The organism is Glycocaulis sp. (assembly GCF_052168375.1).
GTDB lineage: Bacteria > Pseudomonadota > Alphaproteobacteria > Caulobacterales > Maricaulaceae > Glycocaulis.
Genome location: NZ_JBQLZR010000333.1, coordinates 1 through 11,341 on the forward strand (window position 1 = coordinate 1; position 11,341 = coordinate 11,341).

The following is an 11,341-nucleotide window of genomic DNA, read 5'->3' on the forward strand; positions in this document are numbered from 1 at the left end:
CCTTCTCGGTGGCCCGCATGGGCTTGGCAATATCGCGTCTGCGCTCGGCCCGCGCGCCGGTCTTGGTGATTTTATGGGCTGGATCCAGCGCAATTTCGATCCCGCCGTGAGCTGGAACGATCTCGACTTCATCCGCGCTCACTGGAAGGGTCCGGTCGTGCTCAAGGGCATTCTTGACGTCGAAGATGCCCGCGAAGCGGTGCGCTCAGGCGTCGACGGTATCGTAGTATCCAATCATGGCGGGCGTCAGCTGGATGGGGCGGTGTCGACCGCGCGAGCTCTGCCGGAAATTGCGGCCGCCGTGGCAGGCGATATCACGGTGCTCGCCGATGGCGGAGTGCGCTCCGGCCTTGATGTGGTGCGGATGCTGGCGCTTGGCGCCCACGGCGTGCTGATGGGCCGCGCGTGGGTCTATGCCCTCGCTGCCGCAGGCGGGGAGGGTGTCGCGCACATGTTGGCAAACATCGAAAGCGAGATGCGCACCGCCATGGCCCTCATGGGCGTCACGAATGTCGAGCAACTCCGCCGGGAAGGGCTGGCACGTTCCGGCTAGGCTGTTTCGGTCTTTTGTGCGATGGCCGCGAGGTTGTCGCGCAGGAGGTTGACCCGCTCCTCCCCAAGTCCTTCGAGAAGCCGGGCCTCAAGCGCATCGACTCTCGCCTCGCACTGGGTCAGCAGATCGTTGCCCGCATCGGTCAGGCTGATGTGCAAAATGCGCCGGTGTTCAGGGTTCTCCGCGCGAGAAATCAGCCCCTTGCGTTCCAGCTGCGTTACCGTCTCGGACATGGATTGCGGCGTAACGCCCGCCTTGCGGGCCAGACCGGCACACGACTGGTCGGGCCGCGACGCCAGAAGGGACAGGATCGTGTACTGGCCCGGCGTGACAGCAAGATCACCCAGGGCGGTTTCCAGACCCGCACGAACGGCCATTTCGGCCCGCTTAATCAGATAGATGGTGCGGTTCTTTTTTTGTGTCATGCGCGCCGTGCCTGCCTCTTGATGTATCAGGTAGCCGAATATAAGATAACCTGAAACAACTCAGGAGATCGACCATGTCATCTACGGATATTCAGACCGGGTCCGAATTGCCAGTGCCGGGCGGCGAAAATGTGCGCGTCGAGTTCGATTCCGGCATTGCGTGGGTGACCTTGAACCGGCCGGAAAAGCGCAACGCCATGAGCCCGGCGCTGAACCGGGAAATGGTCGAAGTCCTGGACCAGCTTGAATTTGATGACCGGTGCGCGGTTCTGGTACTGACCGGGGCAGGGGAGTCCTTCTCCGCAGGCATGGACCTGAAGGAATATTTCCGTGAGACCGACAATGCCCCGGCGCTGGTGAAGGCGAAAGTCCGGCGCGAGGCGGGCAACTGGCAGTGGCGGCGCCTGCAATTCTATCCCAAGCCGACCATTGCCATGGTCAATGGCTGGTGCTTTGGCGGCGCCTTTACGCCGATGATCGCCTGCGACCTCGCCGTCGCTGCAGACGAGGCGACTTTTGGCTTGTCGGAGATCAACTGGGGCATCATTCCCGCCGGCAATGTGACGAAGGCGGTATCGGACGTGTGCGGCCAGCGTGCTGCGCTCTACTACATCATGACAGGCGAACCCTTTGACGGGCGCCGCGCCGCCGAAATCGGCCTGGTGAACATGTCCGTGCCGCTGGCCGAACTGCGCCAGCGCACCCGCAAGCTGGCGCTGACACTTCTGGACAAGAACCCCACAGTACTGCGTTCTGCCAAGCATGCGCTCAAGCGCGTGCGGACGATGGACTGGGACATGTCGGAGGAATATCTCGCGGCCAAGGCCGAGCAAACCCGCGCAACCGATCCTGAGGGCGGGCGCAGCAAGGGCATGAAGCAATTCCTGGACGACAAGTCGATCCGTCCCGGACTGGAGAGCTATCGCCGTGGCGAATGATGCCCTGACAACGCCTGCCGCGGCCGTTGCGCGCCTGCTGGCGCCACGCTCCGTAGCCCTTGTCGGAATTTCGGAAAATGCCGGCTCGATGGGCCTGCGTTCGCTCGACAATCTGGAACGCTTTGCTTTTGGCGGCGACATCCACCTGGTCAGCCGGTCCAACGAAACCGTGCGGGGCAGGCCTTGCCTGCCGGATATCGATGCGCTGCCTGAAGGCGTCGATGCGGCGATACTTGCCTTGCCGCGTCAGGGCGTGGTCGAGGCAGTGCGCGCCTGTGCCAGGCGCGGTGTCGGGGCTTGCGTCATTTACGCTGCCGGGTTTGCCGAGGCGGGCGAGGAGGGGCTGGCCGAGCAGGCCGCCATGGCCGCGATTGCGCGCGAGGCGGGCATGGCTGTGCTCGGTCCCAACACGCTTGGTCTTTCAAACTATGTCGACGGCGTGGCTCTGGCCTTCGGTCCGAACGGACCCAACCCGCCCGCGGGACGCAAGGCGCTGGCAGTGATTGCCCAGAGCGGCGCGATGATGGGAACCGCGCGCATGTCCATGGCCCAGCGCGGCGTTGCGATCTCGCACGCTGTCGCCACCGGCAACGAAGCCGTGACCGGCGTCGAGGACATCATGGACCATCTGGTGGAGCTGGACAGCGTTACCGCGCTTGCCGTCTTTGCCGAGCAGCTGCGCCAGCCTCGCCGCTTTTTGGAGCTGGCGGCACGCGCCCGCCTTGCCGGCAAGCCTGTGATACTCCTGCATCCCGGCCGGAGCGAAGCCGCTCAGGCCTCCGCCGCGTCCCACACCGGCGCCCTGACCGGTGATCACGCCGTGATGCGGGCGATGACCGCCAGTGAAGCGGTCATCAACGTGGAGACGCTCGAGGAGTTTCTCGATACCGCCGAGCTTCTCACCCGCTTTCCGCATCCGTCTGCGCTCGGCCCGGCGATCATTACCGATTCCGGGGCCGTGCGCGGTCTTGCCCTCGATATGGCCGAGGCGCTGGATCTGCCTTTGCCGGAGCTGGCACCGGCGACGGTCGAGACCCTCAATGCCCGACTTCCCGATTTCGCGACCGCCACAAACCCGCTCGACATAACGGCGCAAGGGTTGAAGGACATGCCGCTCTACGCGCAGGCCGCCGCCGCGCTTGCGGGCGATGAAAACTGCGGCAGCGTGCTGGTCGCCGCCATGCCTGGCGCGCCGGATGTCGGTCTTGCCAAGGCGTCGGCCATCTTGCCGGAACTTGCCGCCAGCGGGCGCCCTGCGGCCTATGTTGTCCTGGGTGATGCGCCTATAGCGCCGGGCCTGCCGGATATGGTCCGTGATCAGGGCTTTGCCTTCCTGCGCTCGCCGGAGCGCGCCTTGCGCGCGCTCGCCCATGCGGGCCGGTACCGGCAGCTCAAAGACCGTGCGGCCATCGCGCGAGACACTGAGCTGGCGGGAATGCAGGCACCGTCAGGGCAGGGCGCCCTGCCGGAAACGGAAGGCAAGGCCCTGCTGCGCGCAGCCGGACTGGCTGTGCCTGACGGCGGTCTCGCCCGCTCGGTCGACGAGGCGTTGAACCTGGCTGGCCGGATCGGCTTTCCGGTGGTTCTGAAGGTCGTGTCGGCAGCGATCGCCCACAAGAGTGATGTGGGCGGCGTTGCTGTCGGCCTGAAAGATGCCGCTGCACTCCAACAGGCCTGGCAGGACATGCAGGACCGGATTGCAGCGAACTGTCCCGGCATCGAGCCGGAGGGCTATCTGGTGGAAACCATGGTCCGTCCGGGTCTGGAAATGGTGGTGGGCGCGAGGCGAGACCCGCACTGGGGGCCCGTTGTGATGGCGGGGCTGGGCGGCGTCTGGATCGAGGCGCTCAAAGATGTACGCCTGATGCCGGCTGACATGCCGGCGAGCCTGGTAGAGGCCGAGCTGCGGTCGTTGAAAGCCGCAGCCCTGCTGGACGAGTTTCGCGGGCGAGCCGCCATCGATGTGGAGGCTCTTGCCCTGGCCGTGACGAAAATTGGCGCGCTGATGCGGGCCTGCCCGTCCATCGTGGAGATCGACGTCAATCCGCTCGTGGCCTACCCGGCAGGGCAGGAACCGCTCGCGCTCGATGCTCTGGTTATCCTGCGGGAGGGCTAGGCGGCGAGGCCTGCAAACCGGTCGAGATGGTAGCTGGCCGTGCCCAGCTGTCGCTCGATCCGGGTCAGCCGCTTGAAATAGTGCCCGGCTGCATATTCGTCGGTCAGCGCTATGCCGCCATGCATCTGCACACAGCCCTGACCGACAGTTCGGGCCGCCGTCGAGATCACGTATTTGGCCGCAGAGACGGCCTTGCGTCTCTGTTCAGCATCCTCGATACGCGCAGCCGCTATGGCATGGCACGCCATGGAGCGGGCCTGCTGCAGCTCGATATGGAGATCGGCCATGCGATGCTGGATGACCTGAAAGCGTCCTATCGGCTGGCCAAATTGTTCGCGGGTGCGGACATAGTCGAGCGTCAGTGAGAAGAGACCGTCCATTACGCCCACCGCCTCGGCGGTCAGGAGCGCGGTCGCTTGATCAAGGGCTGCTTCCAGCCCGTCCGCAGCGCCGCCCGCAGGCCCGAGCCGTGCATCGTCTGGCAGGTGCAGACCTTCGAGGCGCAAATCGGCGGCGTGGCACCCGTCATAGAGGACATGTTTGCGCCGGTGCAGGCCGGGTGTCGTGGCCGGTATCAGGAAGAGCGCGATGCCGTCCCGGCAGGATGGTTCGCCAGTGACGCGCGCGGACACGATGAAAAGATCGGCGTCGCCGCCATCGGCAATGACAGGTTTCTCGCCGTTGAGTAGCCAGCCCGCCCCTGAGTGCTCCGCGCGTGTCTCGACAAAGTGCGGGTGTCCGCGCGCGGCCTGTTCTTCATGCGCGATGACCGCAAGGCAGGTGCCTTGCGCAATGTTTCCCAGCCAATTCGCCTTTTGCTGTTGCGAGCCAAGCGCTTCGATCAGCCCGGCAGCAGCGAGCGCAGAAACCAGCGGCGTGGTGCAGAGCCGGTTTCCAAGCACGGTCAGAGCAGGGGCAATATCTTCAGGCGCACCGCCTGCTCCGCCATGCTCCGGCGCCAGTTCAATTCCGCACAGACCGGCCTCGGCAATGTCGCGCCAGAGCTGAGGCGTTGTTTGCGACGATGTCCGGCCTGGAAGGCAGCCATTGCGGGCGATGATCTGCTCCACGCTTGTGGCCAGCAGGGTTCCGGTCTGCGACGGGGTGAAAATATCGGTCATCGGCTACAGCCCCAGAGTGCGTGCAAGAATGTTGCGCTGGATCTCGTTCGATCCGCCATAGATCGACACCTTGCGCGTATTGAAATAGGCCCCGGCCAGCGCGCTGGTTTCGGGAGCGCCGTAAGGGCTTTCGTGGGTGCCGTCCGACCAGGCATGGGGATCGTAGGCAAACCCGTGAAGCCCCGCCGCATCCAGCATGGCTTCGGTGATGGCCTGTTGCAGTTCTGATCCGCGTATCTTGAGAAGATTGGCCTCGGGGCCGGGCGCATCGCCTGCCTTCATGGCCCCCAGCATGCGCAAGGTCGTCAGTTCGAGCGCCAGAAGCGCGATCTCCAGACGGGCAATGCGGCGGGCAAATTGTGAGTCCTCGAGAAGGCTTCCCGAAGGGGTTCGCTGGCGTGCCGCGAAGGCTTTCAGCCGCGCGATTTCGCGCTTTGACTGGCCAATCCGTGCAATGCCGGTGCGCTCCAGCGACAGCAGATAGCGCGCCTGTGTCCAGCCCTGTCCCGGTTCTCCGATGATGTTCCCGGCCGGGATACGCACATCATCAAGGAAGACCTCGTTGACCTCGTGCTCGCCATCCATGGTGATGATCGGCCGCACGGTGATGCCCGGCGTGCGCATGTCGATCAGGACAATCGACAGGCCCTTCTGCTTGGCATCCTCCTGGCTTGTGCGCACCAGAGCGAACATCCAGTCGGCAACGTGGGCGAGCGTCGTCCAGATCTTGTGGCCATTGATCCGCCAGTGATCGCCATCACGTTCCGCGCGTGTTTTCAGGGAGGCGAGATCAGAGCCCGCTTCGGGTTCGGAGAAGCCCTGACACCAGAAATCCTCCATGGTGAGGATGCGCGGCAGAAAGCGGGCCTTCTGCGCATCCGAACCGAATTTCATCAGGACAGGCGCCAGCATGCCCATGCCGAATACCGGCGGGTTCGGCGCGCCTTCCTCGGCCAGTATCTCGTCGAAGACATGCCGGCGGACGACGTCCCAGCCCGTCCCGCCAAAAGCCACGGGCCAGGCGGGTGCACCCCAGCCCTTCGCCACCAGAGCGCGCTGCCAGAATGTCCGCTCGTCCCTGTCAGGCAGCTTGCCATTGAGCACTTTGGCACGCGTCGTCTCGGGCAGGGTGTCGCGCGTGAAGGCGCGTACCTCCTCGACAAAGGCGGGGTTTTCCAGATCCAGTGCGGACAGCATGGCGGTCTCCTGCGTGGCAGGAGAATTAAATATCAGGTAGCCTGATATATGGCAAGGCCGTCAGTCGGCGCTATCCGCAGAGGCCTTGGGCGTCTCGTCAGAGACAATGTCCTGCACCAGTGGAGCTCTCGTCACACCGTTGAACTTGTTGACGAATTTTTCGAGCAGCGAAAGAAACTGCGCCGCTTCCTCATCGGAGAATACCGACAGGGCACGCTCCTGCGCACGGGCAGCCGACGGGCGCAGCTTCTCCAGTTGCCGCTCTCCCTTGGCCGTCAGCACGATGATGCGCCGGCGCCGGTCTTCCGGGTCCTCGACGCGGACGACGAACCCGTCCTGCTCCAGCTTCTTGATCACGAGGCCGGTCGTGGACCGGTCCAGCCCTACCTTTTTGGAGAGGCCGATCTGGTCGAGACCTTCGCAGCACCGCAACAGGACGAGTACGCCGTATTGCGTCGTGGTAATGCCGCTCTCGGCGCATTCTTCCATGAAAAGGGAGACGCTGATCTGGTGCGCGCGCCGCAGCAGGAAACCTGGCCGCTTGTAGAGCCTTTCAATGCCCTCCGGGTCGATGACGACCGCTACTGCCTTGTTCTCCAAGCGTGAGCCCTTTCACGAAGCTGGCCTTGTGCCGAATCCGGTCGGCGCTGTTACTATATCGCAATGACCGCAAAGCGCACTTTAATCGTTTTACGCTCAGCGCACTGACTATCCGGCCTGCCGGGACTCGCCTTGCGGCGCGAGCATCTGGTTGAGGCCGATGCTGGTGTCGCAAAGGCGATGGCGTTCGGGCGCTGCACGTTCCATCACCAGCTTGCGCCCGAAAGCAAAATCCTTCGCGGCATTCACACAATCGAGTGCTATAATCAGGCCTTGTTTCAAATAGATGACAGAGAAGCTGCGGCTCTCCGGGTCACCCCGTATCACCCGGTCATCATGGCCGGCCGAAAGGCCGATTGTCTGCAGCTTCAGATCATACTGGTTCGACCAGAACCAGGGTAGGGCCGTGTAGGGCTTGGGTTCGCCGCAGATATGGCGGGCAACGGTAGCGGCCTGATCGGCAGCATTCTGCACAGATTCCACCCGCACGACTGCGCCGCCCGCCCACTGGTTCGCATGCGCTGCACAGTCACCAACCGCGTAGATGCCGGGAAGCGAGGTCCGGCAGAAGGCGTCGACATCCACCCCATTGCGGCCAGCTGCCCCGGCTGCCAGCAGAGGACCGGCTTCCGGATTGATGCCGATACCGGCAATCACCAGCTCGCAGGCGATGATTTCGCCCGTGCCCAGTTCCACGCCTGTGACCTGACCGTCCCGGCCCAGAATGCGTGATACCTGAGCCGAAAGCCGCACATCAACGCCCTGACGACGGTGTTCAGCCTCGTAGAAGCGTGACAGCTCTTCTCCAGCCACCCGTGCAAGAACGCGCGGCATGGCTTCGAGCAGAGTTACGGCTTTCCCGGCCTTGCGCAGCGCAGCTGCTGCTTCCAGCCCGATATAGCCCCCGCCAATGATCACCGCACCGGACGCGCCCGCTGCGGCCTCCCGGATCGCATCGCTGTCGGCGCGATTGCGAAGGACATGTACGCCCTTGAGGTTCGCACCGTCGCAGGCCAGACGCCTGGGCGTCCCGCCTGCCGCCCAGATCAGGTGTCCGTACCCGATCAGACCGCCCTGATCGGTCACAACCGTCTTGCTGACCGGATCAATTGCGATAATCCGGTTGCCGGGCTTCAGCGTGATGTCTTTCTCGGTCCAGAAACTTTCAGGACGGATGAGGATACGCTCAAACGGCTTTTCGCCGGTCAGGTATTCCTTCGACAAGGGCGGGCGTTCGTAGGGTAGGCCCGGCTCTGCGCCCACCAAGGCGATACTGCCGTCAAAGCCCTGTTGGCGCAGGCTGATTGCGGCTTGCGCGCCGCCATGCCCCGCACCGGCAATCACAATATCAAACGAGTCCATTGTCAGGTCCTCCGGCGGTCAGTTCAGCGTCGGGTGGAAGCGCGCCCGGCAAGGCCAAGCTGGGCCAGCGAGCACAGGGCGGAAATCAGTGTCAGGCCGGCCGCGATCAGCGGCGCGCCCGCAATCGCACCGATCTGAAAGGCAAAAACGATGGTGATTAGTGTCGCGCCAAGAGTCTGCCCGGTCAGACGCGTGGTGGAGACCAGCGCGCCCGCAGAGGCGGTCCGGTCTGCCGGGGTCAGGCTCAGCATGAGGTGGGAGTTCGGCGACATGAACAGGCCGAAACCGGCCCCGCCCAGCATCAGCCTCCAGGCAAAATCCAGATAGCCCGGTTCATCCGGCAGGGTCGCCATCGAAACAAGCGCCAGCGTGGTCAGTGCCATGCCGGAAGCGCCCAGAAGCCCTTTCGGCGCCCTGTCGGACATGGCCCCTGCGAGGGGACCGACGAGCATCATGGTCAGCGGCCAGGCGGCGATAACGGCGCCAGCCTCTCCCGGCGACAGCCCGTACCCGTCCTGCAGGCGGAAGGGCAGGTAAAGCATGAAGCACATCGACCCCATGAAGGCAGTCAGCGTTGCCAGCGCGCCAACCGAAAAGCCGGGATTGCCCAGAAGATCGACTGGGAGGACGGGGCGCGGCCGGCGGCTTTCGCGCCGGATGACGGCAGCCGCAATGATCACGCCCGTCAGCATGATGACCCCGCCAATAGCTGGAGGTCCGCCATGGACGAAGACTTCCAGTCCACCGATCAGCAGGCCGAACATCAGGGCCGTCATCAGCGCGCCGGCTGCGTCATATCCCGTTTGGACAGGCGCAGGCCGCGGCAGCAGCCGGCTGGCCGCCAGCGATATGCACGCGAGCGGGACGGCTACCGCGAATACCCAGCGCCATGACCCGAGCGACAGGATGTAGCCGCCAAGCGCCGGGGCAAGGGCGGCGGCGCTGGCAACGATCAGGGCGTTGAGACCCAAGCCCCGCCCCAGCAGGCGAGGGGGGTAGATGCGGCGGATAAGCGCGATGCTGACACTCAAGGCAGCCGCCACACCCAGCGCCTGTAACGTGCGCGCAATGACGAGCGTGGCAAAGCTGTCGGCGAGGAAGCAGCCAATCGTTGCGACGAGGAAAAGGGCCTGCCCGCCCTGATAGAGGCGCCGGTGGCCCAGCACATCGCCAAGCGCAGAAAAGGGCAGAAGCGCCATGAGCAAGGTGAGCTGGTAGAGCGTCACCACCAGAATGATGGTCGAGCGGCCAACATCGAGATCCGCCGCAATTGCGGGCAAGGCGATGGTGACGATGGTATTGTCCATCACCAGCAGGCCTGTCCCGAACGAGATCGACAGGACCGCCCCGAAACGGACCCGCCCGGCCTCCCTCGGGTCCGTTTCGGTCATTCGCAAATGACGTTGAGCAGGACCTGACGGCGAACCTCTCGCACGATGCGCAGGCCTTCCCGGATCGCATCGGCCAGCTCTGCCGGGTCTTCCACGCGAATGGAATGGCCCCCGGAGGCTTCGCAATACATGCCAAAGTCCGGCACCGGGCGCAGATCGCTCAAGGGGGCAGGTTTGGGCCCCTTCGCGGCATGGCCTTCGGGATAGACACTGATGGTCGAGGCCTGCACGGCGCCCCAGCGGGCGTTGTTGCAAAGAATGGTGAGCAACGGCACGTCATGCATCGCAATGGCCTGATGGCAGGCGGCCGGATTGGCGAACATGTAGGAGCCATCGCCCAGCGTGCAGACAATTGTCTTCTCCGGCGCTGCCAGCGCGGCGCCCACAGCTGCGGGCATGCCCCAGCCCAGGCCGGCAGCGGTGGAATGCATGAAGAAGCTGCCCGGTCCACGCGCATTGAAGATTTCGCGATCTACCCAGTACTCGTTGACGACGATTTCGTCCTCACCAAGCACCGTGTTCAGGCAATGGTTCAGCCAGTCCTTGTTCATGCGCGGCGCAGCCAGAAGCGGTGCCAGGCGCTTTTCCAGCCGGGCCTTGCGGGCATCGGCGAGACGCTGGATCGAGGCCTTTCGGGCTTGTGTCGCCTCATTACTCGCGACGGTTTCGAGTGCCTTGGTGAGCGGAGCAAACAGGTTTCTCGCCGAGCTGGTAATCCACAGATCACCCCGGAAGCTGCGCAGCGGCAGGTTCGAGAAGAGCGGGTCGACGCCGATATGGACAATCCGGGTGTCGGCGCGCGGCTCGCGCGTCTGCGGCAGCCAGGGCACATCGCTTTCAAGGCAGATGAGCAGGTCCGCATCGCCAAGGCATGTGTGAACATTCTGCCCCAGATGGTTGGGGTGATAGGACGGCGCGCACACATAGCGCGATTTCGATTCCACAATGCCGATGCCGAAGCGTTCACAGAATTCGCCCAGGGGCGCCACCGTCGACGGGTCACGCCCGCTGGCGGAGGTCACGAGGACAGGGCAGCGCGCGGCCTCGATCATCCGGGCCAGCGTGACAAGACTGTCAGGCGCGGGAGCCGGGGGCGTGGTGGTTTCGCGCAGCGAGGCGTTGACGGGCGTCGCCGGGATTTCCTCTGCCAGCACTTCACGCGGCAAGGTGAGATAGACCGGGCCCGCGGGCTGGGCGCGGGCCATTGTCAGGCCGCGATCAAGCACCTCCTCGACATTGATGCCGCCGCGCAGCTCGTAATCCCATTTGACCAGCTCGCGCATCATGCCGGCCTGATCATACATTTCCTGGCCCCAGTGGATGGCGCCGGTGCGGGCACCGAGCGGCCCCTTTTCATAAAGCGGCGTGCGTCCCGCCATGAACAGCATGGGCACTTCGTCGCGCGCCGCATTCATCACACCACACAGGGCGTTGGCCGCTCCCACCGTCACATGGACCATTACCGCCTGCGCGGTGCCGGTCACCATGGTGTAGCCGTGCGCCATGCCGACAACGAGGTTCTCGTGGGTGCCGATCACGGGTTCGGGAAAGTCGAGCCCGGAGAGGTGCTGACGGGCATAGGCCTCGGCCATGGGGGCGGCATCGGTACCGCTATTGATGAAGAGGTAATCCACGCCC

General features: G+C 64.3%; 10 protein-coding genes. 3 read left to right on the plus strand and 7 right to left on the minus strand.

The genetic code is table 11. From position 1 onward, the window contains the following. On the plus strand, positions 1-553 hold a 553-nt coding region (locus ACTS2Z_RS13865; RefSeq protein WP_442573793.1), incomplete at its 5' end, for an alpha-hydroxy-acid oxidizing protein. Here ACTS2Z_RS13865 and ACTS2Z_RS13870 read toward each other — a convergent pair. After that, entirely contained in the window at positions 550-978 is a 429-nt protein-coding gene (locus tag ACTS2Z_RS13870) for a MarR family winged helix-turn-helix transcriptional regulator (protein ID WP_442573794.1), read from the minus strand. The genes ACTS2Z_RS13865 and ACTS2Z_RS13870 overlap by 4 nt on opposite strands. 74 nt (positions 979-1,052) lie before the next feature. On the opposite strand from ACTS2Z_RS13870, the gene ACTS2Z_RS13875 reads away from it, so the two are divergent. Further along, positions 1,053-1,916, plus strand: a complete 864-nt coding sequence (locus tag ACTS2Z_RS13875) for a p-hydroxycinnamoyl CoA hydratase/lyase (RefSeq protein WP_442573795.1) — start codon at positions 1,053-1,055, stop codon at positions 1,914-1,916. Beyond that, a complete protein-coding gene (locus tag ACTS2Z_RS13880) occupies positions 1,906-4,032 on the plus strand; it encodes an acetate--CoA ligase family protein (RefSeq protein ID WP_442573796.1) in 2,127 nt (708 codons plus the stop codon). The genes ACTS2Z_RS13875 and ACTS2Z_RS13880 overlap by 11 nt, the downstream gene beginning before the upstream one ends. Here the strand turns inward: ACTS2Z_RS13880 and ACTS2Z_RS13885 are convergent. From ACTS2Z_RS13885 to ACTS2Z_RS13910, 6 genes are all read right to left on the minus strand, one after another. Further along, entirely contained in the window at positions 4,029-5,153 is a 1,125-nt protein-coding gene (locus ACTS2Z_RS13885) for an acyl-CoA dehydrogenase family protein (RefSeq protein ID WP_442573797.1), read from the minus strand. The two genes, ACTS2Z_RS13880 and ACTS2Z_RS13885, sit on opposite strands and share 4 nt — an antisense overlap. A 3-nt stretch (positions 5,154-5,156) precedes the next feature. After that, positions 5,157-6,338 carry an acyl-CoA dehydrogenase family protein gene (locus tag ACTS2Z_RS13890; protein ID WP_442573802.1) on the minus strand — a complete coding sequence of 394 codons (1,182 nt, stop codon included), beginning with the start codon at positions 6,336-6,338 and terminating at the stop codon, positions 5,157-5,159. Between the two features lie 72 nt (positions 6,339-6,410). Next, positions 6,411-6,950 carry a MarR family winged helix-turn-helix transcriptional regulator gene (locus ACTS2Z_RS13895; protein ID WP_442573798.1) on the minus strand — a complete coding sequence of 180 codons (540 nt, stop codon included), beginning with the start codon at positions 6,948-6,950 and terminating at the stop codon, positions 6,411-6,413. A 108-nt stretch (positions 6,951-7,058) separates the two neighbouring features. Beyond that, positions 7,059-8,312 (minus strand): NAD(P)/FAD-dependent oxidoreductase, encoded by a 1,254-nt coding sequence (locus ACTS2Z_RS13900; protein WP_442573799.1) that lies wholly within the window; start codon positions 8,310-8,312, stop codon positions 7,059-7,061. A 23-nt stretch (positions 8,313-8,335) separates the two neighbouring features. Further along, positions 8,336-9,703, minus strand: a complete 1,368-nt coding sequence (locus tag ACTS2Z_RS13905) for an MFS transporter (RefSeq protein ID WP_442573800.1) — start codon at positions 9,701-9,703, stop codon at positions 8,336-8,338. After that, positions 9,700-11,341 (minus strand): thiamine pyrophosphate-requiring protein (locus ACTS2Z_RS13910; RefSeq protein ID WP_442573801.1); only part of this gene is annotated, 1,642 nt, incomplete at its 5' end. The genes ACTS2Z_RS13910 and ACTS2Z_RS13905, both read right to left, overlap by 4 nt.

Bases quoted from the DNA above. Each gene is read 5' to 3' on its own strand.
- ACTS2Z_RS13870 (WP_442573794.1), bottom strand. From the start codon at position 978: ATGACACAAAAAAAGAACCGCACCATCTATCTGATTAAGCGGGCCGAA.
- ACTS2Z_RS13875 (WP_442573795.1), top strand. From the start codon at position 1,053: ATGTCATCTACGGATATTCAGACCGGGTCCGAATTGCCAGTGCCGGGC.
- ACTS2Z_RS13885 (WP_442573797.1), bottom strand. From the start codon at position 5,153: ATGACCGATATTTTCACCCCGTCGCAGACCGGAACCCTGCTGGCCACA.
- ACTS2Z_RS13900 (WP_442573799.1), bottom strand. From the start codon at position 8,312: ATGGACTCGTTTGATATTGTGATTGCCGGTGCGGGGCATGGCGGCGCG.
- ACTS2Z_RS13905 (WP_442573800.1), bottom strand. From the start codon at position 9,703: ATGACCGAAACGGACCCGAGGGAGGCCGGGCGGGTCCGTTTCGGGGCG.